The organism is Hymenobacter montanus, assembly GCF_014699115.1.
Classification (GTDB): Bacteria; Bacteroidota; Bacteroidia; order Cytophagales; family Hymenobacteraceae; genus Hymenobacter; species Hymenobacter montanus.
On sequence record NZ_JACXAD010000003.1, the window covers coordinates 1 to 26,061 of the forward strand.

The 26,061-nt window shown below is 59.0% G+C and carries 25 protein-coding genes and 1 pseudogene; 9 read left to right on the forward strand and 17 right to left on the reverse strand.

Translation table 11 applies throughout. From position 1 onward, the window contains the following. Positions 1-725: 725 nt before the first annotated feature. A complete protein-coding gene (locus IC235_RS22425) occupies positions 726-848 on the reverse strand; it encodes a hypothetical protein (RefSeq protein WP_262892809.1) in 123 nt (40 codons plus the stop codon). Between the two features lie 509 nt (positions 849-1,357). After that, positions 1,358-1,726, reverse strand: coding sequence for a hypothetical protein (locus IC235_RS02995; RefSeq protein WP_191003694.1), 369 nt, complete (start codon positions 1,724-1,726; stop codon positions 1,358-1,360). Between IC235_RS02995 and IC235_RS03000 the strand changes: the two genes are divergently transcribed. After that, complete coding sequence (locus IC235_RS03000) at positions 1,727-2,125, forward strand: integrase core domain-containing protein (protein ID WP_191003695.1); 399 nt, start codon at positions 1,727-1,729, stop codon at positions 2,123-2,125. Positions 2,126-2,202: 77 nt separating this feature from the next. On the opposite strand, the gene IC235_RS03005 is transcribed toward IC235_RS03000, so the two are convergent. From IC235_RS03005 to IC235_RS03015, 3 genes are all read right to left on the reverse strand, one after another. Then, positions 2,203-2,388 carry a hypothetical protein gene (locus tag IC235_RS03005; RefSeq protein WP_191003696.1) on the reverse strand — a complete coding sequence of 62 codons (186 nt, stop codon included), beginning with the start codon at positions 2,386-2,388 and terminating at the stop codon, positions 2,203-2,205. Between the two features lie 1,167 nt (positions 2,389-3,555). Continuing rightward, positions 3,556-3,780 (reverse strand): hypothetical protein, encoded by a 225-nt coding sequence (locus tag IC235_RS03010; RefSeq protein WP_191003697.1) that lies wholly within the window; start codon positions 3,778-3,780, stop codon positions 3,556-3,558. A gap of 69 nt (positions 3,781-3,849) precedes the next feature. Continuing rightward, positions 3,850-4,353 carry a hypothetical protein gene (locus IC235_RS03015; RefSeq protein ID WP_191003698.1) on the reverse strand — a complete coding sequence of 168 codons (504 nt, stop codon included), beginning with the start codon at positions 4,351-4,353 and terminating at the stop codon, positions 3,850-3,852. A gap of 117 nt (positions 4,354-4,470) precedes the next feature. Here IC235_RS03015 and IC235_RS03020 point away from each other — a divergent pair, with 117 nt between their 5' ends. The 6 genes from IC235_RS03020 to IC235_RS03045 all read left to right on the forward strand — a co-directional run bounded on the left by IC235_RS03020 (position 4,471) and on the right by IC235_RS03045 (position 9,082). Continuing rightward, positions 4,471-4,731, forward strand: coding sequence for a 4a-hydroxytetrahydrobiopterin dehydratase (locus IC235_RS03020; RefSeq protein WP_191003699.1), 261 nt, complete (start codon positions 4,471-4,473; stop codon positions 4,729-4,731). A 69-nt stretch (positions 4,732-4,800) separates the two neighbouring features. Then, positions 4,801-5,562: a 16S rRNA (cytidine(1402)-2'-O)-methyltransferase gene (gene rsmI / locus IC235_RS03025; protein ID WP_191003700.1), complete on the forward strand. Its 762-nt coding sequence runs from the start codon at positions 4,801-4,803 to the stop codon at positions 5,560-5,562. Continuing rightward, positions 5,534-7,255 (forward strand): apolipoprotein N-acyltransferase, encoded by a 1,722-nt coding sequence (gene lnt / locus IC235_RS03030; RefSeq protein WP_191003701.1) that lies wholly within the window; start codon positions 5,534-5,536, stop codon positions 7,253-7,255. The genes rsmI and lnt overlap by 29 nt, the downstream gene beginning before the upstream one ends. A 126-nt stretch (positions 7,256-7,381) precedes the next feature. Further along, positions 7,382-8,188 carry an inositol monophosphatase family protein gene (locus IC235_RS03035; protein ID WP_191003702.1) on the forward strand — a complete coding sequence of 269 codons (807 nt, stop codon included), beginning with the start codon at positions 7,382-7,384 and terminating at the stop codon, positions 8,186-8,188. A 198-nt stretch (positions 8,189-8,386) separates the two neighbouring features. Continuing rightward, positions 8,387-8,608, forward strand: coding sequence for a hypothetical protein (locus IC235_RS03040; RefSeq protein ID WP_191003703.1), 222 nt, complete (start codon positions 8,387-8,389; stop codon positions 8,606-8,608). 132 nt (positions 8,609-8,740) lie between these two features. Then, on the forward strand, positions 8,741-9,082 hold the full coding sequence (locus tag IC235_RS03045; protein WP_191003704.1) for a hypothetical protein: 342 nt from the start codon (positions 8,741-8,743) through the stop codon (positions 9,080-9,082). Between the two features lie 204 nt (positions 9,083-9,286). On the opposite strand, the gene IC235_RS03050 is transcribed toward IC235_RS03045, so the two are convergent. The 5 genes from IC235_RS03050 to IC235_RS03070 form a co-directional block, all read right to left on the reverse strand. Next, entirely contained in the window at positions 9,287-9,913 is a 627-nt protein-coding gene (locus IC235_RS03050) for an XAC2610-related protein (RefSeq protein WP_191003705.1), read from the reverse strand. 265 nt (positions 9,914-10,178) lie between these two features. Further along, positions 10,179-11,198, reverse strand: coding sequence for an SPASM domain-containing protein (locus tag IC235_RS03055; RefSeq protein ID WP_191003706.1), 1,020 nt, complete (start codon positions 11,196-11,198; stop codon positions 10,179-10,181). Positions 11,199-11,313: 115 nt separating this feature from the next. Beyond that, complete coding sequence (locus IC235_RS03060) at positions 11,314-12,915, reverse strand: TlpA family protein disulfide reductase (RefSeq protein WP_223847057.1); 1,602 nt, start codon at positions 12,913-12,915, stop codon at positions 11,314-11,316. 242 nt (positions 12,916-13,157) lie between these two features. Next, positions 13,158-14,555, reverse strand: a complete 1,398-nt coding sequence (gene radA, locus IC235_RS03065) for a DNA repair protein RadA (RefSeq protein WP_191003708.1) — start codon at positions 14,553-14,555, stop codon at positions 13,158-13,160. Between the two features lie 130 nt (positions 14,556-14,685). After that, positions 14,686-15,429, reverse strand: a complete 744-nt coding sequence (locus tag IC235_RS03070) for a hypothetical protein (protein ID WP_191003709.1) — start codon at positions 15,427-15,429, stop codon at positions 14,686-14,688. A gap of 1,104 nt (positions 15,430-16,533) precedes the next feature. On the opposite strand from IC235_RS03070, the pseudogene IC235_RS22730 reads away from it, so the two are divergent. Next, positions 16,534-16,946: pseudogene (locus IC235_RS22730) on the forward strand (sensor histidine kinase). A 179-nt stretch (positions 16,947-17,125) separates the two neighbouring features. Beyond that, positions 17,126-18,784 carry an FAD-dependent oxidoreductase gene (locus IC235_RS03080; RefSeq protein WP_191003711.1) on the forward strand — a complete coding sequence of 553 codons (1,659 nt, stop codon included), beginning with the start codon at positions 17,126-17,128 and terminating at the stop codon, positions 18,782-18,784. Positions 18,785-18,873: 89 nt separating this feature from the next. Here IC235_RS03080 and rfbA read toward each other — a convergent pair whose 3' ends face one another. The 7 genes from rfbA to IC235_RS03115 form a co-directional block, all read right to left on the reverse strand. Then, entirely contained in the window at positions 18,874-19,752 is an 879-nt protein-coding gene (gene rfbA, locus IC235_RS03085; RefSeq protein WP_191003712.1) for a glucose-1-phosphate thymidylyltransferase RfbA, read from the reverse strand. Between the two features lie 62 nt (positions 19,753-19,814). Then, a complete protein-coding gene (locus tag IC235_RS03090) occupies positions 19,815-20,174 on the reverse strand; it encodes a DUF4259 domain-containing protein (RefSeq protein WP_191003713.1) in 360 nt (119 codons plus the stop codon). 241 nt (positions 20,175-20,415) lie between these two features. Further along, positions 20,416-21,450 carry an SDR family oxidoreductase gene (locus IC235_RS03095; RefSeq protein ID WP_223847058.1) on the reverse strand — a complete coding sequence of 345 codons (1,035 nt, stop codon included), beginning with the start codon at positions 21,448-21,450 and terminating at the stop codon, positions 20,416-20,418. 65 nt (positions 21,451-21,515) lie between these two features. After that, positions 21,516-22,571, reverse strand: coding sequence for a dTDP-glucose 4,6-dehydratase (gene rfbB / locus IC235_RS03100; protein ID WP_191003714.1), 1,056 nt, complete (start codon positions 22,569-22,571; stop codon positions 21,516-21,518). Between the two features lie 104 nt (positions 22,572-22,675). Next, positions 22,676-23,692 carry a UDP-glucose 4-epimerase GalE gene (gene galE, locus IC235_RS03105; RefSeq protein WP_191003715.1) on the reverse strand — a complete coding sequence of 339 codons (1,017 nt, stop codon included), beginning with the start codon at positions 23,690-23,692 and terminating at the stop codon, positions 22,676-22,678. A 126-nt stretch (positions 23,693-23,818) separates the two neighbouring features. Next, entirely contained in the window at positions 23,819-25,114 is a 1,296-nt protein-coding gene (locus tag IC235_RS03110; RefSeq protein WP_191003716.1) for a nucleotide sugar dehydrogenase, read from the reverse strand. A gap of 35 nt (positions 25,115-25,149) precedes the next feature. Then, positions 25,150-25,782, reverse strand: coding sequence for an acyltransferase (locus IC235_RS03115; RefSeq protein WP_191003717.1), 633 nt, complete (start codon positions 25,780-25,782; stop codon positions 25,150-25,152). Positions 25,783-26,061: the final 279 nt, after the last annotated feature.

A 26,061-nucleotide genomic window follows, 5' to 3' on the forward strand; every position in this document is an offset into this window, starting at 1 on the left:
GCCAACGCCGCCCATGCCCGGTCACTGATTTCATCCAGATTGCTCACGAACCCAAAGATAATTGTCCGTACAGCCTAGGTCATTAGGTGGTAATGAAAAAGTTGGGTATGTGAAAGGTGAATAGCAGATGCTATCCAAAAGACCGTTTATACTAAATACCCTCTCTGTTTTTAGGGTAGTAGCAGGCGATGTAGGAATTCCTGCAATACTCCTAAACTCTAAATCGTAGCTGTATATAACACTAGGCCACAAAACATTACTGGGTATATTGCCTACACTTCGCGCTGTAACGGCCACAATGTGTAGATTATCGCCCAATTTAGTTGTGACTAGATCGCCTGATAAGATTGGAGCCATAGGTCCCGACATTCCCTGAGCGCCCGTTCCTCCTTCATAAACTGATAAGTATACACGCCGCGCTGCCTTCAAGGCTAGCCAAACTGTTACCGATGCATTCTCGGTGCGGCGCAAAATAGGCCCAGCCAATATCAGCGGCAAATCGGACAAGCGTGAAGCAAGAGAAGACCAAGCCATTATTTCTCAAGTAAACAACTGGTTGTATTGATTTTGCTCTGCAAACCCTAAACAGGGTAATGTCAGAAAGGGTACTTACAACTTTGGTAAGCATTTATAAACGTGAATCTAGAACCCGAACCTTCCAAACTGTGCACCCTTCCACCACACCCGGCCACTATACTCGAACTTGCGGGCTCCGCCTTGGCTCATTAGTGGCCGGGGCCCCACTCGCCCTGGCAGTTGGCGGAGTACTGAGCCGTTTCGGGCACCAGGGCGCAGATGGTGCCGACTAAAGTGCCGCCCAGCGGCAAAAGACGTGCACGTGCTCCCAACTATTCGAACGCATAATACGTAGCATGCCAAGGCATTACCCAGCATGCTCCCGCCTTTCATGAGCAGGCCCACGTATGGGCAGCCACCACCGTTGGTGACGTCGTTCCCCTGTCGGCTCCCTACAGCCGCCAGTTGGCGCGCTGCGGTCGTCTCGGCGATAGCTAAGGCTTGTGTGGCAGCAGCGCAGTATGCGGGAACGAGCATGGGACAAGGGTAAGCGAGGGACCTGGTGGAAGGCTGAATCGTGGGTGGGGCCACGCAACTGAAAGGAAGGGGCAAGCCCGGCGTGTGGCGGCCGGAAGTTTATACTTGGCGGGGCGGGCCACTATAGGTCCGTTGTGAGCAGGCGCGCAGAAATCGGACGGAAGAGGTAGCGTCCGGGAGGCAGTGTTACCCGCGACAAGGATACAACGCGAACACGACTTTCGCAGTATGGCAGGAGTAAAATATTTTTGATATTATCTAGTAATATTAAGGAGTTTGTTGGGGATGAGTAGATTATCGGTAGCTAAGCGTCGAGCCAGTTGAGCAGCACCGTCAGGGCGCTACCGCAGAGGTGTAGCGAGCGGCGGGTAGGGCGTTTGCTCCAAGAGGGCGTGCAGCAAGACGTACTGGGACCAGTGCCGACAAAACCTTCGCGCCGCACCGTTGGCCGGGCTAGCGGCGGGCGGGTAGCTCGAGCCAGCGCCAGTTGGTACTCCGGCACCACCAGCACCTCTAGGGTCAGGGTGAGCGCAGCGGCCCCCAGGGCCTGGTGGTATTGCTCGGCCTCCACCTGGGTGGTGAGGCGGGCATTCCCCACCGGCTCGTAGATCTCTAGGTGTATAGTCCCATAGAGTAGTGGAGTGGTGTTTAGCACCGAATCTCGCCAGCACATATGGGACAAATACTTCACGGCAGCGCCCGGACAACTCCGGCAGTACGGCGCCTTATCCAGCTCCCTTATAAGGTGCACAAGGTGCTGACCGACAACGGGACCCAGTTCGGCAATATATCCCACCAGGTGTATACCTGGCGGCACCTTTTCGACCGCGTGTGCGACGAGCACGGCATCGAACACCGCTTCACCAAGCCCGCCCACCCCTGGACCAACGGCCCGGTCGAGCGCTTCAGCCGCACGCTGAAAGAAGCCACCGTGCCGCGCTACCATTACCAGACTACAAATGAACTCAACGACCACTTGCAAGCCTTTTTGCTGGCCTACAACCATGGCAAGCGCCTCAAACGGCTAGCGGGTAAAACCTACACGAGTTCATCTGCCAGCAGTGGCACCTGAACCCCACTATCTTTATCCGCGACCCTACCCAGCTCACCCTGGGACTATACACCTAGTGTGGCGGCGTGGACTAGCGCTTAGGTATCTTCGCCCAGCTCACGGGCTCGGGCGCCCGAACTGAGGGCCGCCGGGCTGAGCAGGCGCTTTTGAGTGGGGGCGCCCCCACTCGTGCCGCCCAGCCGTTGGTGCTCATACGCCACCACCCGGCATGTGGCCCGGGGGCGGCCACCAGGCCAGCCAGATTGGTCAGGCGCAAGCCGCACGGCAGCAGTTGGAAGTAGGGTTAGCAAGGCCTACACGTCCCATACTAGGTCCTCGAAAAGCTGGATAGTGCTAGCCTAACTGAGCGTGACCACTACCAAAGGCCGGAAAATGCTGGCTACTTCCTCGAGTATTATCTTTTGCAGGTTGGCTTTCACGGAGCTATATTTTGGGGATACTGCGCACTAGATTTATAAGAGCGGCCCCCAGAGGAAGGTAAAAAAATACCAGCACCACCCAGCCATACTCCATCCATGCAAACTCTTTGCTCCATCCATTGCTAAGCCAAATCGGCAGTGAAGCTCGCCCCAAGGCCACTATCTTGGCTGTACCAGATGATTTCGGCCGCGACAGGAAGAAAATGGGAACGTATAGGGCCAGCACAAACGGAGCTATAATGAACAAGCTTGCCAAAGCTATTGGGGTAGTTTCAGACAGAAGCAGGGTCAATAGCATTGCCAGACGCGGTTAAGAGCATGTACATTGTTTTATACTGGGGAAATGATAAGTTGGTGCTGAGTTGCAGGGCCGAGCATAGACTCCAGCATTCGGTCGGACACCTGAAACCAGAAATTATACTAAATCCTGTGCCGCGGTAAATCCACCCGAAATCAAGTTATTTGATCATATCCCACCGCTAGCTCCCAAACAGGCACCTTGTTCAGCAAAGCATTTCCGGCCAACGGTGTGAGCCGAAGCGGTAGATAGTGCGTAGCGCAGTAGCGGTTATCCAGGGCGTGTCCGTAGTGGCAAGTGAAACGGTTGAGCCAGCAGGCCATCAAGCTGGGGCTGCAACTCCAGGCTTCGCTGCAACCTTTGCAAAGCCTGGGTAGCTCCTTGGGCAAAGGAAAAGAATACTCGCTCATAGTCTCTGAAGCGATATCATTTCCGTGAATGCCTCCTGCAAAGCTCAAGCCATTGTGTACAAGGTTAGCAGTGTACGCTCGGCTTCGGTCCTGTGGCACTTCGCCCGTTGGGATGCGTCTGTGCCGCTTCGCCACCGTTGTCTTTTGTAATGGGTGAGGTGCCGTATGCTAAGAGGCGTTCCTGACAATGCGGGATAGAGCATCGTCAGGAACGCCATTGCACGGGCGATGAAACACTTGCTTCATCATTTCCGGCGAGCTCTCGGCCCGAAAGCTACGCCACCACATCGTGGGACTAGACCGCTAGTGGCCACCACCGTAAGCGGGGCGCCCCGTCTCCGGCTTTTCGAGGTTGCGATTGGGGTGGCGCACCCCGGCGTCGAGTGCTTCCTGCTCAAGCCGGGCTTCGGTTTCGGCGTCGTGTTCGATGGCGGGCATGTTGCCCACGGCTTTGGGCTGCTCCGTTACCGTGGGGCCTCCTTTGTTTTCGCCGGATTGTTGGTTGGTGTTATTGCTCTTGTACGGCATGATGAAGGAACGTTAGAAAGGTGGAAGGAATGGCAGTTTCTCTTTCGGTGGTGCCGGCCGCTGCCGCGGTTACTGGTCGATGGCGGAGTCGCTGGCGCCGGGGTCAGTAAGTTCGGCGTTGGTGTCGGTACCGGTGATGGGCTGAATGGCGCGCGGTTCCATTTGGCCCATGCCCACGCGGGAATTAGGCTTCAGCATTTCATCGACGCCGGGGCGCCGGTCGTGGGCGTCGAGCTCGTCGACGGGGTGGCCGCTGGGAATTACCCGCTCATCTTCGTCGTCGGGCAGGTCCTGGTTCGGGCGGTCAGCCAGCGTCCCATCGGGCAGGCGGATATTGTCCGGAACTAGGCCCTGGCTCAGGCGGTCGGCGTTGGCATTCACGGAGAGGGCCGTTTCGCCGTTGGCCGAGTCGGTGCCAAAGCCTTCCTTGCCGTCCCGGTTGCCGAAGCCGCCGCGGGCCTCTTCGTTCTTGGGAGGGTCGGCGTTGGGAATGTGGTGGCCGGCCTCCATTTCTTCGTTGGTGGTGTCGTCGTTGATGACGCGGATAGGGCGATTATTGGGGTCGATGGCCATTTTCAGAGGAGGATTTTGATGAAACGACTGGGATTAAGGTGTACTTTGGTTTGGCCGTTTGGGTTGTGTCTCCTTAAAGCCCGGCTTCTCCCTCTTACCCGCTAATCTCCTTACCCTATGTGGGTCGAAACTAATCATAGTCTGCGCCGCCGCTTCCGCTTCGTGGACTTCAAAGCAGCCTTCGCTTTCCTCACCGACGTCGCCGCCGAAGCGGAGCGGCTGGACCACCATCCGTGGTTCAGCAACGAATACAACGTGGTAGAATTCCGCCTGCGCACCCACGACGCGGGCAACACCGTAACCCGGCGCGACCACCAACTGGCTGAAGCTATCGACGCGGCGGCCGCCCGGTACGCGGCGCTCACGGAGGAATGCTAAGCCGCCGGCTACTGACTTTCACTGCTTCATTCGGTAGGGCTCGTTGGACCCAGCGTTTACCTTTGCGCCATGCCTAACACGGTCCTTTACTTGGTGCCCACACCCATTGGCAATCTGGAAGACATCACCCTGCGGGCCATCCGCATTCTGGGCGAGGTGAGCACGGTGCTGTGCGAGGATACCCGCACCAGCGGCCGCCTGATGCAGCACCTGGGGCTGAAAAAGCCGCTCCTCTCTTACCACCTGCACAACGAACACCAGCAAGTACCGCGCTTACTCGACCGGCTGGCGGCCGGCGAAGCCATGGCCTTGATTTCGGATGCCGGCACTCCCGGAATTTCCGACCCGGGGTTTCTGTTGGTGCGGGAGTGCCTGGCCCGGGGCCTGGGCGTGGAGTGCCTGCCCGGGGCCACGGCTTTCGTGCCGGCCCTGCTCAAGTCCGGATTCGGGGCCGAGCGATTCACATTTGAGGGGTTTCTGCCGGCGAAGAAAGGTCGCCAAACCCGCCTGCGCGAGCTGGCCTCGGAAACCCGGACCATGATTTTTTATGAGTCTCCGCACCGCATCGTCAAAACGCTGGGCCAACTGGCCGAGGTGTTGGGCCCTGCCCGGCCGGCTTCGGTTAGCCGCGAGCTGACTAAATTATTTGAAGAAACCGTGACCGGTACCCTGGCCAGCCTGGAAGCTGACTTCGCGGCCCGTCCCACAATCAAAGGAGAAATTGTCGTTGTCGTCGAAGGAAATCCTGCCCCGCCCGCCCGCGAGCCCCGCCCCGGCCGCGAAGACCGAACCCACCGCGCCGATGACGAGGGCCTCGACGGCGAGGAGTAGCCTCCTCCAGCACCCGGTAGTACTGGCTGGGCTGGGCGCCCTGCTACTGTGGGGGGGCTGGGCTCCGCACCCCACGGCCTGGCTGGTGCCGCTGTTGTTTATTGGCTGGGTGCCGTACCTGGTGATGGAGCGGCAGCTCACGCTGGCCGGCGCTCGCAAACGTCGGGTATTTGCCAGCACGTACTTGTTTCTGGTGCTCTGGAACGCGCTTACTACCTGGTGGGTGAGCTACGCTGAGCTAGCGGCCGGCATCGCCGCCGTGGTGCTGAATGCCCTGCTCATGTGCCTGCCCCTCATGGCCTTCAGGCAAACCAAAAAGCGGCTCGGGAACCGCCTCGGCTACTTGTCGCTGCCCGTATTCTGGATTGCCTTCGAACAGCTGCACCTGCACTGGGACATAACCTGGCCCTGGCTCACGCTGGGCAACGGCTTCGCGGCGGCCCCGCAGTGGGTGCAATGGTACGAGTACACCGGCTTTCTAGGCGGGTCGGTGTGGGTGTGGGCGATGAACCTGCTGATATTTAGAGTCTTAATTAAAAATGAAAAATTAAAAATTAAAAGCGCAGCCGGCCCCGATGCCGATACCGGCACACGCCGCGTTGCATCCGACGAGTCATTTTTAATTTTTAATTCTCAATTTTTAATTCCCCTCCTAGCCATCATCCTGCCCATACTCCTATCCTACCTCATGGGGGCGGTTTACCAGGAGAAAGGCCCCAGCACCGAGGTAGTGGTCGTGCAGCCCAACGTCGACCCCTACGTGGAAAAGTTCGAGGGCGGCGCCAAATTCATTTCCTACGACGAGCAGTTGACCCGCTTGCTTAGCCTCTCGGAACGGCACCTCACTTCGCAAACGCGCCTGGTGCTCTGGCCCGAGACGGCCCTGGAGGAGTCATACTGGGAAAGCACGATTGAGAGCAACCCCAAAATCCGCCGCATCCGGCAGTGGCTGGCCCAGCACCCCGGGGTGGCCTTGCTCACGGGCATCACCACCATCGACTCGTACCCCAACCAGGAAGCGGCCAGCGAAACCGCCCGCTACCGCGACGATCTGGGCTATTACGACGTCTTCAACACGGGCGCTTATTTCGCTGATGCCACGGCCCCGATTGCCTTCTATCACAAGTCGCGCCTCGTGCCCGGAGTAGAGAAAATTCCGCCCCTGCTGGCTTCCGTCATTTCCCACATCGACCTTGGCGGAACGGTGGGCAGCGTGGGCAGCCAGGCCGAGCGTACGGTGTACCCCGCCCCGGCCCCCGCGCCGGCTCTGCGCGTGGCCCCAGTCATCTGCTATGAGTCTATCTACGGTGATTTTGTGGGTGAATACACCCGCCGCGGGGCCACGCTGCTGAGCGTCATCACCAACGATGCCTGGTGGCACGATTCCCCCGGCTACCGGCAGCTGTTTAGGTACGGGGCCTTACGCTGCATCGAAACCCGCCGCGACTTGGCCCGCTCGGCCAATACGGGCTTCACGGGCTTCATTAACCAGAAGGGCGAAGTTATTCAGCGAGAACCGGCCTGGGTGCCGACGGCCAGCCGGGCCACGGTGCACCTGAATAAGGAAGTAACGTTTTATGCCCGTTTCGGGGAGCTGATTGGCCGGGGCACGCAAGGGCTGGCGGTGCTGCTGTTGCTGGTCGCTTTCTGGCAAGGCCGCCGCCGCCTGCCAGCCCGGGTGCCCGCCGCCTGAATGGTACCAAAACGCTAATAAGCGTTTCCACCTTGATCAGCCGACGTTACGCAAAGCCCGGCAGACTGCCCCGGCAAGATGAGTTGCTGCACAGTTGCCTCTTGATTTAGTTTTATTTTCTTACTGATGCTTCCTGATTTTACCGAGCTCTCTCTTAACCTTGCCGGGCTGTGCCGTACCACGGCCCAGTTCATCCGCCAGGAAGCCACTAGGTTCGACCGTAGCAAGGTCGAGCACAAAGGCGTCCACGACCTGGTAAGCTACGTGGACCAGGAAACCGAGCGTCGGCTCGTGGCGGGCCTGCGCCAACTGCTGCCCGCTGCCGGCTTCATCACCGAGGAGGGTACGGTGGGCCCGGACTCCCAAACCGAGGAGTTCACGTGGATAATTGACCCGCTCGATGGTACCACGAACTTCGTTCACGGCCTGCCGGTGTACTCCATCAGCGTGGCGCTCCTGCACCGGCACGAATTGGTGGTGGGCGTGGTGCACGAGGTAAACCGCGACGAGAGCTTCCGGGCCGTGCGGGGCGGCGGGGCGTTTTGCAACGACGAGCCCCTGCACGTCACCGACGTCCCCGACCTGAACAGCTCCCTCATAGCAACGGGCTTTCCTTACAAAGATTTCGGCAAGCTGGCCGATTACCTGCAGCTCCTGGGCGCGTTCATGAGCCGCAGCCACGGGGTGCGGCGCCTGGGCTCGGCCGCCGTAGACCTGGCCTACGTGGCCGCTGGGCGCTGCGAAGCGTACTTTGAGTTCAATCTGAATTCCTACGACGTAGCCGCCGGCATTCTCCTGGTGCGGGAAGCGGGCGGGCAGGTCACGCAATTCCTCGAAGACGGGGACCCCCTGTTTGGGCGCGAGGTGGTAGCGAGTAACGGCCGCGTACACGTCGAAGTACAGGAGACCATCAGGGAGTTTTGGCGGGTGTAGAACTTGCCCCAGCATCTCGTTGCGTTGAGCCACCAGTCGGTGGTCTAACGGCTGAATTCCTTGCGTCCGCGAGCTGCTTCGACTATGCCCGGCATAATGGCCAGGTATGCACTGAAGTATATTGCGCTGTTGTGCAGCGAGCTATTTTTATGGCCAGTACGTAGTAAACTATTCCCTTCATAACGCAGTTTATCCGTCATGCTTCTGCTCGCTCTTACCGCTGTCGACCTCCAGTATTGCCTGATTGCTGTCCTCTTTGTGGTGGCAGCTTTTTACGTGGGGCGCATCTTCTGGCGGGCCTTCTTTAGCAAGACGGCGGCCGGCTGCGCCAAGGGCTGCGGTGGAGCCTGCGGAACCTTGGACGTGGACCAGCTGCAACGCACCATTGAGGCGCGGGCTGCCCAATCGGGCCGCCGATAGGCTCAGGGCTACGGCCCATATTTTATGCTGTCGCAGATAACCCGCCCCCGCCTTGGCTGCGTATAGCCCAAGCGGGAGCGGGTTGCGTTTGCAGCCGCTGCTCCGCTTACTACCTCTAATTACCCCATCGCCATGCAGGACAAAGAAGAAGAACGCTCGCTAGTAAATGTTGAGAAAAAACTGTCAGCCGACGGCTTCATCCAGGACTTCAACGTTGTGGATGGGCGCCTCCACACCATCGGCAACGACTCCAATCGGACGTACGCACCTGACGAAGTAACCATTGTAGACTTCTACCGCTTCGAGGGCGAAAGTAACCCCGATGATATGTCCATTCTCTACGCTATCGAAACCAACGACGGCGTACGTGGCACCATTTCCTCGGCCTATGGTACTTACGCCGACTCCGACGCCCTGGAATTTCTCACTAAAGTGGAAGACTTGGGCAAAAACCTAACCAAGGGGCACAAGTAGGTAGCTGGGAAAAGCCGGAGTGTAGCCACTTACTAAACTTCTGTGGCATGCGGCCTTAGCTGCTCTGCTGCATTCGTGGAGAGGGCTTTTCGATGTAAAGTCCGTGAGCTTTAGGCGGCTTTCTACATCGACAAAAAATACGGACAGTTTATTGACAAACTGTCCGTAAGTGATTAAGCAACTGATTAACAGGGATATTAAAGTTTAGCCGATGCGCTTGCGGTAAATATATACCCACTTTCCATTTCGCCTAACCTTCCGATATTCCACCACAATCATATCCCCGTTTTCAGTTGCCGGCATGGTGCCTTCTTGCGCGATTTTCATCAGCACCCCATTGCTCCATACGTACGTTTCAGTCCAGTTTTCAGCAGCGCTGGAATGATTGCAGGTACTACTGATCTGTTGCTGGGCCTTATTTACGCTGAAGCACGGCATTGCACTAAGCGTCCCGTGTAGGAGCATAGATTTTGTCTTGGGCCGGTATAGATATACATCCTCAAACAGCTGCACATTTCCACTGTTGCTTCGATAAAGCACATCTTCATAACCGTCAAAATTGACGTCCTCAAAACGCCAGACGTCTTTGTCTCCATTCTCCAGCCGGACCAATGCGTCTTCTCCCAGCTCAAGCGTGCTAATCAAGGCGTTGCTGCCGTTCAGAAAAATCAGTAATCGATTTTCCTTATCCACGTAGCCATGCAAGTGTTGCCCCTGTAGCTTACAGCGCACTGCTACTTGAGCATGTACCGAAACAGGCACGGCAAAGCAAGAAAGCAGCGCGATTACGAATGCTTTAATCATAACCAGCTTTTTAGCAAAGAAAAGCATTTATCCGGCATTTGATCTGGATTTTGCCGGGAGTAAGGCTGCTGTGTCCCTATTCTTAGTTTCTTAAAGCGGGTTCTGCTCTTCTGAACTTATACAAGCAGGGTTTTAGGCGCCTTCGCTGGTTCCTGGAGTAGTCGCCTGAACCTCTCGCCGCTACAGTGAACCAGGGCACACGCCGCCGGATCACTGGGTATCAACTCATAGGGCGAACCTCGGGAGCTGCCTACGACCGCCTAGGGTACTCCAGCCCGACAATCCTGCTAAGCTACCCCCACACTTTAGTGCCTTCCGAGCAGTTGCGGCACATCTCGATCTGGTTGCGGCCTCTAAGCAGGCTGCTTCGGAATTGCTGATACTTGGGGCCGCGCCAGACCTGGCGGAATGTTGCCGTTTTGAGGTCGCCCTGGCGGTACTCGGCGTCTTTGTCGAAGCAGCAGGGCACCACCAGGCCATCCCAGGTGATGACGCAGGAATGCCACATTTTCCAACAGTGGTTTATCAGGGCATTTTTCAGGCTCCAGGTGCCGTTGCCAGTGGGCTGGTAGCGCGAATAGTAATCGATGGTGGGGATGAGCGGGGAGCCATGCTGGTGGTCGTAAATCTGGGCTGTTTTAAACCAGACGTCGTCTACGCCCAGCGCTTCAGCGAGCTGCCGGGCGTCGTCAATCTGGTGCTCGTTGGGCCGCACCACCAGGAATTGGAAAATAATCCGGGGCGTGCCGGACTTCAGCTGCTTGCGCCAGCGGACTACGTTGCGGGTACCTTCCAGCACTTTCTCAAGCCGGCCCCCCACACGGTACTGCTGGTATACCTCCTGGGTGGTGCCGTCGAGGGAAATGATCAGCCGGTCGAGGCCACTTTCCACGGTGCGCCGGGCGTTCTGGTCGCTCAGGTAATGGGCGTTGGTGCTGGTGGCGGTATAAATTCCCTGGTCGGCCGCGTAGCGTACCAGGTCCAGAAACTGCGGGTGCAAGTAGGGCTCGCCCTGGAAATAAAAAATCAAGTACCACAGGCGGCTGGCCACCTCGTCAATCGTCTGCTTAAATAATGCTTCCGGCAGCATGCCCGTGGGCCGGGTGAACGAGCGCAGGCCGCTGGGGCACTCAGGGCAGCGCAAGTTGCAACTGGTAGTGGGCTCAAAGCTCAGGGCCAGCGGCAGGCCCCAGTGCCGGGCTTTACCGGTGAGCTTGCTCAGCAGGTAGGAGCCTACGATTTGGGCGGCGTTCCAGACGCGGAGCGGCGTGGCTTTTGATAAAACGTTGAGGCCGTCGGCGAGCAGAGACATAGGAGGGAGAAAGCAGTAGCGCGAACTTTGCGGTCCGCGTCCCTGGATGGCGCCGGGCTACGGCGGGGACGTGAACCGCAAAGTTCGCGCTACTTAGGCTATGCCGCCGCGGGCTCTATTTCTTGCCCGAAAATTCGATGGCGCTGGTATAAGTGCTGGCTTTGCCAAACGACTGGTTTATTTCGTCGATGGCCGCCCGGCTGCTCAGGCGCTTGGGCTTGGTGTTGACGAAGGTCCCGTCTTCCCCAACCAGGAAATAGGTCGGCACATCCTGCAAGGCGTACGCATGCGCCACCGCCGACCGCAGGCCGCCCCCCGCTATCCGCGCTTGCACGCCGGGAAGCTTCTTCACGGTTACGAGCTGCCGCCAGGCCTGCTCATTCTCATCCAGGGCAATGTTGACGAAGGCAATGTTCTTGCCCTCAAACTTGCGAATCAACTCCTGAGCGTAGGCCAGGTCGCGCAGGCACAAGCCATTGGTGGTTCGCCAGAAGTTGATGTACACCAGCTTGCCCTGGAAATCGCGCAGGCGCACGGTGTCGCCCGTTGCGGTGGCCAATTTGAAATCGGGTGCGGGCGAGCCAATGGCAAACTCCTTGTGCCGGTTGAAATCGTCCTGCAGCGTAGGGTAATACTGGCCTTTGGCGTCGTAGTTCTGGAAATCAGCCAGCATAGCCGCCGACTGCTTCACGTGCCCAAAGCGGAACGACTCCTGCAAAATGCGCCCCAGGATAATGACCCGGGTAGTGCCGGTAAACTTCTTGCTGGCTAAGGCATACGAGGCCGGGTAAAAGTCCGGGTCGGACCGCTGGTGCTTGTCTTGCGCCACGGCAAAGTGCACGTAGTTGAGCAAGAATTCGTGGTACATCTCGCTCTGAATGGCGTTGGGATTGTTGAGCAGGCCGGGGTCTTCCAGAAAGCTGTAGTAAGTAGGGCCCATCTTCAGGCGCCCTTCGGTATTTACTACTTGCTCCCGCAGGTCCTGGAACATCAGGCGGTCGTTGGCGTAGGAGTACGTTACCTCCGCCAGCGCGTAATTGTAAAATTCCTGGGTGAAGGATTGCTTCGCCGCGTGGTCATCCAGGAAGAAAAGCTGGTGCTTGCGGCGGTACTCCAGGAAGGACAGAAATGGTGCCTCGTAGAGCTGGATGTTATCGGGCAGCACCTGGAAGCCATCGTTTTCAACAAATTGCTCGTCGGCTTCCACTAGATAGTTGTTCGCATTAGCCGCCTGCAGCCGGTGAATCTGCGACTCGGTGAGGTTGGACCCATTGCGCAGCTTGGTGCTTAGCCCCGTAGGCACATCATTGGCCTTGAACTTCAACGAGCCTGACATGTCGCTGCCCTTGAAGCGGACATCCATGTCGGTGCCCGGGTCCAGATAGAGCGGAGCCACGTCGTCGCCGTACACTAGGTCGGCTTTGGTCGGGCCGGCCAAGGGCACCACTAACTTGAACTCACCCTTAAAGTTCAGCCTCACGCGAACCAGCTTGTCTTTGGCGTCGAGCGGGTTATCCCGTATCGAAACGGCTATCGAATCGGCCGTAACGCCGTTCACCCGGCCGCTCAGAATCGCATTGCCGACTATTACGGGAGCCGTTCTGACTACGGAGCCCGTTTTGCCTGCCGCCGGCTTAGGTTGCCCATAGCTCAGCAGGGGGACCATCAATAACGTCGTACTCAGTAAACGACGCGCGTGAGTAGATAAAGATGACATCATAAAAGAGGCTAACTGCGGACGACCCTCATCGCCCATCAAAAATCGACATAATAATCCTTATTACCAATTGTGCCTTTCCCTATCGATTCGCGGTAAAAGCATATCAGCGATCCGAAGATACGGCATTTTGATTTATAAAATCCAAAACTAAGCCACTTGATCTTTTTTATTTTTTCGCAAGTCGCTCCTTCGACCAGGGGCCCGGCTCACTGTCGAGACTAGATACCGGATCTTTTCTATCAGCCAAACAGGCCGTTAAGCACTTCATCGAGGCGGCTAACGGCTTGTACTTTCAAGCCGAACCGGGCCAGGTCCAAGCCTTTACCGTTGAAATGAGAAACGTACATTTCGCGAAAGCCGAGCTTTTCTGCCTCGGCCAGGCGCTGGTCGAGGCGCGATACCGCCCGAATTTCGCCGCTCAGTCCAACTTCGGCCGCCAGGCACACGTTGCCGGGAATCGGTAAGTCGTTGAGCGAGGAGACTACCGCGGCGCACACAGCCATGTCGAGGGCGGGGTCGTCGAGGCGCAGGCCGCCGGCAATATTTAAAAATACATCGTGCTGGCCCAGGCGCAGGCCGGCGCGCTTCTCCAGCACGGCCAGCAGCATCTGCAGGCGTTTGCTGTCGAAGCCCGTGCTGCTGCGCTGCGGCGTGCCGTAGGTGGCCGGGGTTACGAGGGCCTGCACTTCCACCAGTAGAGGGCGGTTGCCCTCCAGGGTGGCCCCGATGGCCATACCGCTCAGGCTTTCGGCGCGCTGCGAGAGCAGGATCTCGGATGGGTTGCTCACCTGGCGCAGGCCGTCGCCCTGCATTTCGTAGATGCCCAGCTCGGAGGTGCTGCCAAAGCGGTTCTTGGTCGTGCGCAGGATGCGATAGCTCAGGTGCCGGTCGCCCTCAAACTGCAGCACGGTATCGACCATGTGCTCGAGAATTTTGGGGCCAGCAATACTGCCATCCTTGGTAATGTGGCCGATGAGCAGCACTGGGGTGCTGGTTTCCTTGGCAAACTTCAGGAACTCGGCGGTGCACTCGCGAACCTGGCTGACGCTGCCGGCGCCGCTCTCCACCAGGGTGGAGTGCATGGTCTGGATAGAATCGATAACCAGGATGTTGGGTTGCACCTGATCGACCTGCCGGAAGATGTTTTGGGTGTTCGTCTCCGTTAAGATATAGCAGCCGGGGTGCTGGCCGTCGGCCAGGCGCTCGGCGCGCATCTTGATCTGGGCCTCGCTTTCCTCGCCGCTCACGTACAACACCCGCAGCTGGCGCAGGCTGAGCGCAATCTGCAGCATGAGGGTGCTTTTGCCGATGCCGGGCTCGCCCCCAATCAGCACCAGCGACCCGGGCACCAGCCCCCCGCCGAGCACGCGGTTCAGCTCGCCGTCGGGGGTGATGATGCGGGGCTCATCTTCGACCAGAATATCGCCTAAGGGCACCGACTTCGCGGCCTTGGTGAGGTTGCCGCCCGGCACGGTGCTGGCCGGCTTCCACTGGCCGGTGGAGGTGGCGGCCGTTTCTTTTTGAATAACTTCTTCGACGTAGGTATTCCACTCGCCGCAGGCCGGGCAGCGACCAATCCACTTGGCCGACTGGGCGCCGCAGGACTGACAGAAAAATACGGTTCTTGCTTTCGCCATAAAGGGAGCTGTTGAGTAGGATAAGCCAGGATATAATAAGGCTTTAGACTCCCAAAAAGTGCCGGTAAAATAGCCTTCCAGTTGAAATCCAGTCGGCTTACTGGGTGGTCTTTCCTTTTAGTGGCAGGGCTTACGGTTGGGCCACCAGTGTATTGTACTGCCTCACCAATTCGGGGGCGTTCTCGACCTGGTAGCGGGGGTGGCGTTCGCCCGCGGCCTTATTGGGCGAGCGTTGCAGCTCGGCTACCAGCGTCGGCGCCTGCTGACACAGCTTGCTCATAAACTTTATAAAGTCTTTTTGGGCCCGGGGTATTTCCTGCAGCTCGCCGCCGGCCAGGCGCACATACCAGTAATATTTCTCGTGCGTGCCGGTAGAAACCCACACAGGAACTGCTAAGGGAATGGGCAGCAGCATGTCGTTCTTGGTTTTGGCGTAGCCGAAAATCTGCATGGGTCCCGGGCCGCCCAGGTTCTCCGCCAGGATTTTTAAGGGCTTGTCCCGCATGTATAGCGCTTCCAAGGTGTGCCCATCCACGCTCATGCTTTGTAGCCGCTCGATGCTGATGGCTTTGATCTTGGGTGGCGGCAATTGGTCGGGCGGCACTTCGTAGCATTCTACCTGGTTGACCAGGCAAGTGCTGTAGTCCTCAACATAGCCTCGAACCTGCTTGCCACTGGCGAAAGTGAACTGCGCGGGGAAGTACTTGGGCTTGCCGTCGCGGGCCGCCCGCACCGAATCGGTGTGCGTAGCCGCCCGTGCCGACCGTTGCGCCAGGGCCGGGGAGCCCCCCGCCAAGCACGCCACCCCCACGGCAGCAGTGCGGAGCCAGTTGCCCCAGAAGCCCGGGGCCGCAGGCAAAAGTATTCTATTCATAAAGTATTCCTGGAGTCGGGCCGTCTGCCAACGGGCGGCAAGATACGGCTCAACGAGGCGGGTTGCTGCTCAACTTTTTGCCCTTTGCTGGGTTGTGTCGCCATGTCCGAACACATCCTTTCGACTGTTGGTGAGCTAGGCACCATCACCGCCTTTGCCGACCTGCCCCCGGCCACGCTGGCCTGGTTAGTAGCCCACGGCGAGCGGCGCGAATTTCCCGACGGCAGCACCGTGGTGCAGCCCGGCGACCCCGCCCAATACCTAATGGCTATCCTGCAGGGCGGCCTGCAATTCTACTCCGTGCAGAAGGGTGGGCGGGAGCCCCGGTTCCGGGCCGAAAAGGGGCAAATTACCGGCGTGCTGCCGTATTCCCGGCTGCAGGTAATTAGCGGCTTCGGCGTGGCCGTGGGCTCCACGGTGCTTTACCTGCTGCACCGCAACCTTTTTCCGGAGCTCGAGCAGGTTAGCCCCGACCTCGTGCAGCGGTTGGTGGGCTTGATGAGCGACCGGGCCCGGGACGAGGTGCGCAGCCAGGAGCGCGACGACAAGCTCCGCGCCCTGGGCAAGCTTGCGGCGGGCCTGGCCCACGAGCTCAACAACCCGGCCGCGGCCATTGCCCGGGCCGCCCAGGCCCTGGCCGAGCGTGCCGCCACCAAGCCGCAGTTGTTGCAGGAACTGCTGGCGCAATGCCCCAATCCGGAGGCTTTGGGTGCCTTCGCCACCCGGGCCGTACCCCTCGCCCAGACCGGCGGGGCCGTCCAGCTATCGCCCCTGGAGCAGGCCGAGCGGGAGGAAGAGCTCGCCGACTGGCTGAGCGCGCAAGGCGTAGCCGATAGTTTCCGCTTGGCGCCGGGCCTGCTGGAAACGGGCCTGACCGAAAAAGTGCTGGCGACTGCCGCCGAGGTTCTGCCCCCCGCGGCCCGCCCCGCGGCCTTTGCCTGGCTCGAGTGCCAGCAGACTACGCTTCAGCTCATCCGCGAGGTGCAGGAGGCGGGCAGCCGCATCAGCAAGCTGGTGGCCGACGTGAAAACATACTCCCACATGGATCGCGACAGCAGCTTCGACCTGCTGGACGTGGCCACGGGCCTCGACAGCACCCTCAACATGCTGAGCTTTCAGCTACGCCCGAAAAACGTCCGCCTCGTGCGCGACTATGCCCCCGACCTGCCCCGGATTCGGGGCCAGGTAAGCAGCCTCAACCAAGTGTGGACTAACCTGCTCGACAACGCCATCGATGCCCTGCCCGCCCAGGGTGGCGAGCTGACCTTGCGCACCCGCCTGGAGGGAGATTGGGTGCGGGTGTTCCTGATTGATAATGGCGCGGGCATCCCGGCCGAGGTGCTGCCGCACATCTTTGAACCCTTTTATACCACCAAGCAAGCAGGCGCGGGCTCCGCCTGGGGCTCGACATTGCCCAACGCATCATCAAGCAGCACAACGGGCGGCTGGAGGTAAGCTCCGTGCCAGGCCGCACCGAATTTTGTGCCTGGCTGCCCATTGTTACGCCGCAGGCTTAAATTTGGTCGTTCCCACCCTGTCAAGACCGAGTATCCAGCCTCCGCCCATTCACCCCGCCCGAATGTAGTTGAGGAGGTCGTTTGGGGTATTCGATGGACCAATCCCCGCTTATACCTGGGGCGGTGTAAGGGTTCTCTTCTTGGCTCAGGCAGGCGTTTCCTGCTCAATATTCTTTCCCATGACTGCAAAAAAGCCTATCATCCTCGCCGTCGACGACGACTCCCAGGTGCTGGCGGCCATTGTGCGCGACCTGCGCCAGGAGTTCAGCCAGGACTACCGCATTGTGCGCGCGAGCTCCGGGCCGGAGGCGCTGGCGACCATTCAGGAGCTAAGAAGCAAGGAAGAGGCCCTGGCCTTGATTGTGGCCGATCAGCGCATGCCGGAATTAGAGGGCGTAGAATTGCTTACCGCGGCCCGCGAGCTCTTTCCCGATGCCAAGCGGGTGCTGCTCACCGCCTACGCCGATACCGAAGCCGCCGTGCGGGCTATCAACTCGGCCCGGCTCGACCACTACCTCATGAAGCCGTGGGACCCGCCCGAAAACTTGCTTTATCCCACGCTGCACGACTTACTCACGGCCTGGCAGATGGCCCACAAGCCCAAGTTCAGGGGCGTGCGTCTCATCGGGTTTCAGTGGTCGCCGCTTTCGCACGAGCTAAAGGATTTCCTGAGCGGCTACCTGGTCGGCTACCAGTGGCTGGACTTCGAAACCAGCACCGAAGCCCAAACAATGGTAAAAATGAAAGGATTCAGCGCGAGCGACTTGCCGCTGGTAATCACTGCGGACGGCAGTGCCGTGGCCAACCCTACCAAAGCCGCCCTGGCCCAGCACCTGGGCATCACCACCCGGCCCCTCCAGGAAATGTATGACGTGGTGGTAATTGGCGCCGGGCCCAGCGGGCTGGCCGCGGCCGTGTACGGCGCCAGCGAAGGACTCAAAACCCTCATCATCGAGCGGCAGACCCCCGGGGGGCAGGCGGGTACCAGTTCCCGCATCGAGAATTACCTGGGCTTCCCCACCGGCCTGAGTGGCGCCGACCTGGCCTTCCGCGCCTGGTCGCAGGCGGTGCGCCTCGGGGCCGAATTTCTGGCTCCCCAGGAAGTAACCGAGCTCTGCGTACAAGACGGCTACAAGGTTCTCACGCTCGGCGATGGCAGCAAAATCAGCACCAAGGCCGTGGTGCTTACTACCGGCGTGAGCTATCGAACCCTCGACGTGCCGGGCATGGACCGCCTCAGCGGGGCCGGCGTATATTACGGGGCTGCCCGCACCGAGGCCCGCAGCTGCGACGAGCAGGACGTGTACATCGTGGGCGGGGGCAACTCGGCCGGGCAGGCGGCCATGTACCTGGCCACGTACGCCCGCCGGGTGTTCATCGTAATTCGCGGGGCCAACCTGGCGGCCAGCATGTCGGCTTATCTCATCGAGCAAATTCGGACCACGCCTAACATCGAGTTGCTGCCTTTTTCTCAAATCAAGGAAGTGTGCGGGCAAGACCGCCTCGAAGCCGTGATAATCGACCGCAACGGCACGGTGGAAAAACGGCCGGCCCGGGCCTTGTTCGTGTTCATCGGGGCCAAGCCCAGCACCGAGTGGATTTGCAACCAGGTTATCTGCGACAGCAAGGGCTACCTACTCACCGGCCGCGACCTCGTGGCGGACCCACGCTACGCTACAGTTTGGAAGCAAGACCGCGAGCCGTATTTGCTCGAAACCTGCGTGCCCGGCATCTTCGCGGCCGGCGACAGCCGGGCCGGGGCCATGGCGCGGGTAGCTTCAGCGGTGGGGGAGGGCAGCATGGCCATCAAGTTCGTGCATGAGTACTTGGACGAGTAAGCTCATTTAGCAATGACCCGCCGTTCAAGTGGCGCCTCCAGGCCCATATGAACGGCGGGTCATTGGCCCATGCTAGCGGTTCGCTGAGTTTACTCCCCCATAACCAACTGCTCGGGCAGGTGCAGCAGGTAGTCGCCATAGCCGCTCTTGCGTAGGGGTGTGGCGATAGCGCGAAGTTCGTCGGCCGTGATAAACCCCTGGCGGTACGCTATTTCCTCAATGGCCCCCACCTTCAGGCCTTGGCGCTGCTCGATTACGCGCACAAACTCGCCGGCTTGCATGAGGCTTTCGAAGGTGCCGGTGTCAAGCCAGGCCGTGCCGCGGCCGAGGATGCCGACCTTGAGCGTACCGCGTTGCAGGTACTCGCGGTTCACGTCGGTTATCTCGTATTCGCCGCGGGGGCTGGGCTTCAGGTTGCGGGCGATTTCGATGACGTCGTTGTCGTAGAAATACAAGCCGGGCACGGCGTAGTTGCTCTTGGGCTGGGCCGGCTTTTCCTCAATGCTAAGGGCTTTTCGATCAGCATCGAACTCGACCACGCCGTAGCGCTCGGGGTCTTGTACGTGGTAGGCAAATACGACGCCGCCGGTGGGGTCGCTGTTGGCTTTCAGCAATTCTTCCAGGCCCTCGCCGTAGAAGATGTTGTCGCCGAGTACCAGGGCAACTTTATCATCACCAATAAAATCGGCCCCAATGACGAAGGCTTGCGCCAGGCCGTTGGGAACTTCCTGCACGGCGTACTGAAAGTCGCAGCCGAGGCTTTTGCCGTCGCCGAGTAATTTCTGAAACTGCGCCTGGTCGTGGGGCGTCGTGATGATCAACACTTCCCGAATGCCCGCCATCAGCAGTATCGATAATGGGTAGTAAATCATGGGCTTATCATACACCGGCATAAGCTGCTTGCTGACGGCCAGCGTGAGTGGGTGCAAGCGAGTGCCGGAGCCACCGGCGAGGATAATACCTTTCATTTTTGAGGGGAATGAGTGAGGAGAAGTGGAGATTAGAGGAATTGGTTTAGGGCCGCTCGCAGCTACTGCCAGTGTTTCACAACTGCCAGCAACTTGTCGAATGACTGCTCCATAACCTGGCGCCGCGCTACTTTATAGTCTGGATCAGGATCCAGCTCATCAATGGTCTCATCCCATTGGGTCAGCACCGTGCGTCGGCAATCGGCGACGAATTGCGGATTAAGTCGCGTATCACTGTAGTATTGGCTCAGCATGGTTAGGATTTCTACTGCGGCCATACAGTGGTTGCTTTCCTCGTCGGCATCAGCCAACTCCGGGTTTTCTACCACCTCCATTAGCTTTTCCACCAGAGGGTTGGCAATGTCGCTCAAGTAGTCAAGCGCGTCATCGCTATCAAAATTACCGCTGCCCCAGGTTCCCATGTTAGCTTAGTTTGAATGGATGTTGATGTCTTTTTCCGACTATGAGAGCCTGTTCGAAAAATAGCTGTCCTTGAAAAAAGAACCGCATGCTCCTCTGGCATTCGCGAAGCTGCAGCATCTTGACTTCGAGAGTATGTTCAAAGAGTAGAGCTAATCGAATGAATCACTCTCGTAGTAGAGATGCTTCGACCAGCGGACGCCAGATAGGGCAGGATGTACCGCTTATTTTCCGGATGGGCTCTTAGTTACGTTCCGCAATAAATTCCTGATTGGCCCGGAACCACTCCAGGGTCTGGCGGAGCCCTTCCCGGATGCGCACCTGCGGTTCGTAACCCAACAGGGTCTTGGCCTTGGAAATGTCGGCCAGGGAGTCGCGGATGTCACCGGCCCGCTCGGGGCCAAATTTGGGGGCTAAGCTCGAGCCGGCTTCTTCGCGCAGGATGTCGTACATCTCCACCAGGGAGGTGCGGTCGCCTACGGCAATATTGTACACCTGGTGCAGGGCCTCCGGCCGTTGCACCAGGGCGGCGCGAATGTTGGCCTGCACGCAGTTCTCGACGAAGGTAAAATCGCGGGTCTGGCCGCCGTCGCCGTTGAGCGTGGGCGGTGTGTTTTGCAGGATGGCGTCGATGAACAGCGGAATCACGGCCGCGTAGGCCCCGCCCGGGTCCTGGCGCGGGCCGAAGATGTTGAAATAGCGCAAGCCGATGATTTCCAGCCCATAAGTGCGGCCGAACACGTCGGCGTACAGCTCATTGGCGTACTTGGTGACGGCGTAGGGCGAAAGCGGCTTGCCGATCCGGTCTTCCACTTTGGGCAGGCCGGGGTGGTCGCCGTAGGTGCTGCTGCTGGCCGCGTACACGAAGCGCCGCACGCCGGCGTCTTTGGCCGCGACGAGCATTTGCACGAAGCCGCCCACGTTCACGTCGTTGGTTAGCACGGGGTCTTTAATGGAGCGCGGTACCGAGCCGAGGGCTGCCTCGTGCAGCACTACGTCGACGCCCGCGCAGGCCGCGGCGCAAACGGCAGCCTCCCGAATGTCACCCTCCATGATTTCGAGGGCGGGGTTGCCGGCAAACAGCGCCAGGTTTTTGTGGAACCCATTGGAATAATTGTCCAGGGTACGCACCTTTTTAACGCCGTACTTCAGCAGATACTCCACGATGTTTGAGCCAATAAAGCCCGCGCCGCCGGTCACGAGAAAGGTAAGGTTGTCGAGTGGCTGCTCGTGGAAGGGAATCTCGTACACGATGATGAATGTGGTAAAATGTGACAATGGGAGAAATGTGAAAATACTCTAGCGCCAAACAGCACCCATCTTCACATTTCCCCATTGTCACATTATCGGTTACTGTATTGCTTCTGGTTGTATTCCTGGTAGGCGCCGCTGGTCACGCTATTCAGCCACTCCTCGTTGGCGAGGTACCAGTCCACGGTCTGGGCCAGGCCCTGCTCGAAGGTCACGCTCGGCTTCCAGCCCAGCTCGTTCATGATTTTGGAGGAGTCGATGGCGTAGCGCATGTCGTGGCCGGCGCGGTCGGTCACGAACTTGATGAGCCGGCGGGAAGTGCCTTGGGCCTGGCCGGTTTTTTCGTCCACCACGTCACAGAGCAGCTCAATCAGCTTGAGGTTCTGCCACTCGTTTACGCCGCCAATGTTGTAGGTATCGCCGTTTTTGCCCCGGTGGAATACTGCGTCGATGGCTGTGGCGTGGTCTTTCACGAACAGCCAGTCGCGCACGTTTTCGCCTTTGCCGTACACCGGTACGGGCTGCCCGGTCCGCAGCCGGTGAATGGCCAGCGGAATCAGCTTTTCGGGGAAGTGGTTGGGGCCGTAGTTGTTCGAGCAGTTGCTCAGCTTGATGGGCAGGCCGTAGGTGTGGTGCCAGGCCCGCACGAAGTGGTCGGAGCTGGCTTTGGAAGCTGAATACGGAGAGCGGGGGTCGTAAGCGGTTTCCTCGGTAAACATTTCGGGGCCGAAGTCCAGCGAGCCGTACACCTCGTCGGTGCTCACGTGGTAGAACACGTGGCCCTCGTAGCCGCCGGGCTGCCACAGGTGACGGGCCGCGTTCAGCAGGTTCACGGTGCCAATGACGTTGGTTTTCACGAACGCCATCGGGTCGGTGATGGAGCGGTCGACGTGCGACTCGGCCGCGAGGTGAATCACGGCATCCGGCTCCTCGTTGGCGAACAGCAGGTCAACAAAGGGCTGGTCGGCAATGTCGCCCTTGATGAAGCGGTAGTTGGCCGCGTCCTCAATGTCGCGCAGGTTTTCCAGGTTGCCGGCGTAGGTCAGCGCGTCGAGGTTGATGATCTGGTAGTTCGGGTACTTCGTCACGAACAGCCGGACGACGTGGGAACCGATAAAGCCGGCGCCGCCAGTAATGAGGATTTTCATATTTAAAGAATGTGAGAAATGGGGAGATGTGAGAAATGTGGAAATTAGTGTGAATCAGAAGCAGGTTCCTCTTCACATTTCCACATCATCTAAATTTCTCACATTCAAAGGGTCTGCTGCCATTTCCAGGCGCTAGCCAGGGAGTCAACCAAAGAAGTTTCCGTTTTGAAACCCAGCACCTGCGCAGCCTTCGTGGCATCGGCGTAGATGGCGGGCACGTCGCCGGGGCGGCGTGGGCCAATGCTGTAGTTCAGCTTCTGGCCGCTGGCTTGCTCGAAGGCGTGCACCACTTCGAGCACCGAGTTCCCCTGGCCCGTGCCCACGTTAAAGGTTTCCACCGTTTCGCTGGCCTTGCGGTCGAGCAGGCGCTGCACGGCGGTGATGTGCGCCTTGGCCAGGTCCACGACGTGGATGTAGTCGCGAACGTTGGTGCCGTCCACCGTGTCGTAGTCGTTGCCGTTGATGGTCAGCTTCTCCCGAATGCCGGCCGCCGTTTGGGTGATGAATGGCACCAGGTTGTTCGGTACGCCCAGGGGTAGCTCGCCAATCCGGGCTGATTCGTGAGCCCCGATGGGGTTGAAGTAGCGCAGCAGGATGGTGCGCAAGGTATTGTTGGGTGCGGCCGACACGTCGTGCACGATGTCTTCGCACATTTGCTTGGTGCGGCCGTAGGGCGAAGAAGCCGGCTTAGTGGGCGTGGCCTCCGTTACGGGCAGGGCGTCGGGGATGCCATACACGGTGCACGAAGACGAGAACACCAGGTTTTCGACCCCAAACTCGGGCATAACGGCGAGCAGGGTCAGCAACGACCCCACATTGTTGCGGAAATAAGCCAGCGGCTTCTGCACCGATTCGCCCACGGCTTTGTACGCGGCGAAATGAATAACGCCGGCAATGTCCCCCTCGGCCGCGAACACGCCGCGCAGGGCCGCCTCGTCGGCGCAGTCAATGCGGTGCGTGGGCACGGCCATGCCCAGAATGGACTCGAGGCCCGCCAGTACCGATTCCTGCGAATTGCTGAAGTCATCCACAATAATCGGCTGATAACCCGCCTGGTGAAGCTCAACCACGGTGTGGGAGCCAATGTAGCCGGCCCCGCCGGTAACCAGAATCTTTTTCATAGTTCTTAGTTTTTGGTGCTTGGTTGTTAGTGCTTGGTGCTTGGTATTTTAAAGGTGGGGCCAGATAACCTGCTCACTAGAAGCCAAGCACTAGGCTCCATGCACCAAGCACCAACAACCAAGCTTTTACAGGCTCCAGTAGTGTAGCTCTTTCATTTTGCCCCGGTACAGGCCTTTGATGTCGACCAGGACGGCGTTGTCGGAAGTGATGGATTGAAAGTAGGCCTCGTCTTTCGCGGCGTAGGGCTGGTGGCTCACGGCCACGATAACGGCGTCGTAATCGGTTCGTACGTCGTCGTTGTGCGTCAGGCGGAAGCCGTATTCGTGGTGCAGCTCGTCGGAGTCGGCGTGTGGGTCGACAATGTCGACGTTTACCGAAAAGTTTTTCAGCTCCTGAATGACGTCGGCGACTTTGGAATTGCGGATGTCCTCTACGTTCTCCTTGAACGTCGCGCCCATCACCAGCACGCGGCTCTGGGCTACGTTCTTCCCCTTTTTGATCATCATCTGCACCGTTTTGCGAGCAATGTAGGCCCCCATGTTGTCGTTGGTGGTGCGGCCCGAAAGGATGACTTTGGCGTCGTAGCCAAGCTCCTTCGCCTTGTAAGTAAGGTAGTAAGGGTCGACGCCAATGCAGTGCCCACCCACCAGGCCGGGCGAGAACTTCAGGAAGTTCCACTTCGTGCCGGCCGCTTCCAGCACCTCGTACGTGTTGATGTTCATGCGGTCGAAAATCATCGACAGCTCGTTCATCAGGGCGATGTTGACGTCGCGCTGGGTGTTTTCAATGATTTTGGCGGCCTCGGCCACCCGGATGCTGCTGGCCCGGTGCACGCCCGCGGTCACCACCAGCTCGTAGACTTTGGCGATGGTCTCGAGCGACTCGGCGTCGCAGCCGCTTACTACTTTCACGATGCGCGTGAGGGTATGCTCTTTATCGCCGGGGTTGATGCGCTCGGGCGAATAGCCCACCTTGAAATCGTGCGGAAACTTCAGTCCCGACAAGCGTTCCATCACCGGGATGCAGTCTTCCTCGGTGCAACCCGGGTACACGGTGCTTTCAAACACCACGTAGTCGCCTCTTTTCAGCACTTTGCCCACCGAGCCCGAGGCCCCGAGCAAGGGCTTGAGGTCGGGCTGGGCGTGCTCATCGATGGGGGTAGGCACGGCCACGATGTAGAACTGGGCCTGGCGCAACACTTCTATCGAATCAGTGAAGGTGATGTCGCAGCCTTCGAAGTCCTTCTTTCCCAGCTCGCCGCTGGGGTCGATGCCCCGCTTCATCTGGGCCACGCGGCCCGCATTAATATCAAAGCCAATCACCTTGAGTTGCTTAGCAAATTCCAGGGCAATGGGCAAGCCTACGTAACCGAGGCCAATAACGGCCAGAGTGGCCTCTTTACGCAATAGTTGGTCGTACACTTGTAGTTGTTGATTGCTAGTTACTAGTTGCTTTGCTAGTTGCTGATTTTCGGCAACTTGTTATTCACGCCCGCTATCGGCCGCACCGAATTTCCATCCGGGCTAATCTCGTAGGTCTCGCCGCTTTCGGGGCAAGTGGCCCGGCCGGTGGCATCGAAGGCCAGGCGGTGCCCGTAGGCGCTCATCCAGCCCTGCGGGCGGGCGGGTGTGCCGTATACGAGGGCGTAGGCCGGAACATCGTGCGTTACCACGCTGCCGGCGCCCACGAAAGCGTACCGGCCCAGCCGCACGCCGCACACGATGGTGGCATTGGCTCCCACCGTGACGCCCTGCTCCAGGTAAGTGGGTTGGTATTGGCCGGCTCCCTTGCGAGGCACGGCGCTGCGCGGGTTTTTCACGTTGGTGAACACCACCGAAGGGCCCAGGAAAACGTCATCTTCGCACACGACCCCGCCGTAGAGGCTCACGTTGTTCTGCACCTTCACGTTACGTCCCAGGGTCACGCCGTCGGCCACGAACACATTCTGGCCCAGATTGCATTGCTCGCCAATGTCGGCACCCGCGCAGATGTGGCAAAAGTGCCAGATGCGGCTGCCGGAACCTATCTGGCAGCCCTCGTCGAGAATAGCCGTGGGATGGGCGTAGTAATCAGCAGTAGAGTGGGGCATTCGGGGCGGGCGGGCGGTTCAGCCCGCAAAGGTAAGATGAAGCGCGGGGTTGGGATCGTGATTTCAAGTAATTCATGCGTTTTCGGTACGTTATAGGCCAACTTACACCCCCGCCCACCTCAGGTTTTTAGTGGAAGTTTCATCACAGTCAACCGCCAATAACGACCGGTGCGGGAAATATATATTTTATCGTTAAATTCTTAACCTGCTGCGTTCAGTGCCGGGCTCCTGATTAGTGCCCGCCGAACCATACTCGCTCAACGAGTTGCGCCCCGGGGC

Coding starts and splice junctions, on each gene's coding strand:
- IC235_RS03020 (WP_191003699.1), top strand. CDS start 4,471: ATGTGGGTCGAAACTAATCATAGTCTGCGCCGCCGCTTCCGCTTCGTG.
- IC235_RS03000 (WP_191003695.1), top strand. CDS start 1,727: ATGGGACAAATACTTCACGGCAGCGCCCGGACAACTCCGGCAGTACGG.
- IC235_RS03115 (WP_191003717.1), bottom strand. CDS start 25,782: ATGCCCCACTCTACTGCTGATTACTACGCCCATCCCACGGCTATTCTC.
- IC235_RS03060 (WP_223847057.1), bottom strand. CDS start 12,915: ATGTCATCTTTATCTACTCACGCGCGTCGTTTACTGAGTACGACGTTA.
- IC235_RS03015 (WP_191003698.1), bottom strand. CDS start 4,353: ATGGCCATCGACCCCAATAATCGCCCTATCCGCGTCATCAACGACGAC.
- radA (WP_191003708.1), bottom strand. CDS start 14,555: ATGGCGAAAGCAAGAACCGTATTTTTCTGTCAGTCCTGCGGCGCCCAG.
- IC235_RS03045 (WP_191003704.1), top strand. CDS start 8,741: ATGCAGGACAAAGAAGAAGAACGCTCGCTAGTAAATGTTGAGAAAAAA.
- IC235_RS03090 (WP_191003713.1), bottom strand. CDS start 20,174: ATGGGAACCTGGGGCAGCGGTAATTTTGATAGCGATGACGCGCTTGAC.
- IC235_RS02995 (WP_191003694.1), bottom strand. CDS start 1,726: ATGTGCTGGCGAGATTCGGTGCTAAACACCACTCCACTACTCTATGGG.
- IC235_RS03040 (WP_191003703.1), top strand. CDS start 8,387: ATGCTTCTGCTCGCTCTTACCGCTGTCGACCTCCAGTATTGCCTGATT.
- lnt (WP_191003701.1), top strand. CDS start 5,534: ATGACGAGGGCCTCGACGGCGAGGAGTAGCCTCCTCCAGCACCCGGTA.
- rfbB (WP_191003714.1), bottom strand. CDS start 22,571: ATGAAAATCCTCATTACTGGCGGCGCCGGCTTTATCGGTTCCCACGTC.
- rsmI (WP_191003700.1), top strand. CDS start 4,801: ATGCCTAACACGGTCCTTTACTTGGTGCCCACACCCATTGGCAATCTG.
- IC235_RS03035 (WP_191003702.1), top strand. CDS start 7,382: ATGCTTCCTGATTTTACCGAGCTCTCTCTTAACCTTGCCGGGCTGTGC.
- IC235_RS03010 (WP_191003697.1), bottom strand. CDS start 3,780: ATGCCGTACAAGAGCAATAACACCAACCAACAATCCGGCGAAAACAAA.
- IC235_RS03050 (WP_191003705.1), bottom strand. CDS start 9,913: ATGCTTTTCTTTGCTAAAAAGCTGGTTATGATTAAAGCATTCGTAATC.
- IC235_RS03055 (WP_191003706.1), bottom strand. CDS start 11,198: ATGTCTCTGCTCGCCGACGGCCTCAACGTTTTATCAAAAGCCACGCCG.
- IC235_RS03080 (WP_191003711.1), top strand. CDS start 17,126: ATGACTGCAAAAAAGCCTATCATCCTCGCCGTCGACGACGACTCCCAG.
- IC235_RS03070 (WP_191003709.1), bottom strand. CDS start 15,429: ATGAATAGAATACTTTTGCCTGCGGCCCCGGGCTTCTGGGGCAACTGG.
- galE (WP_191003715.1), bottom strand. CDS start 23,692: ATGAAAAAGATTCTGGTTACCGGCGGGGCCGGCTACATTGGCTCCCAC.
- rfbA (WP_191003712.1), bottom strand. CDS start 19,752: ATGAAAGGTATTATCCTCGCCGGTGGCTCCGGCACTCGCTTGCACCCA.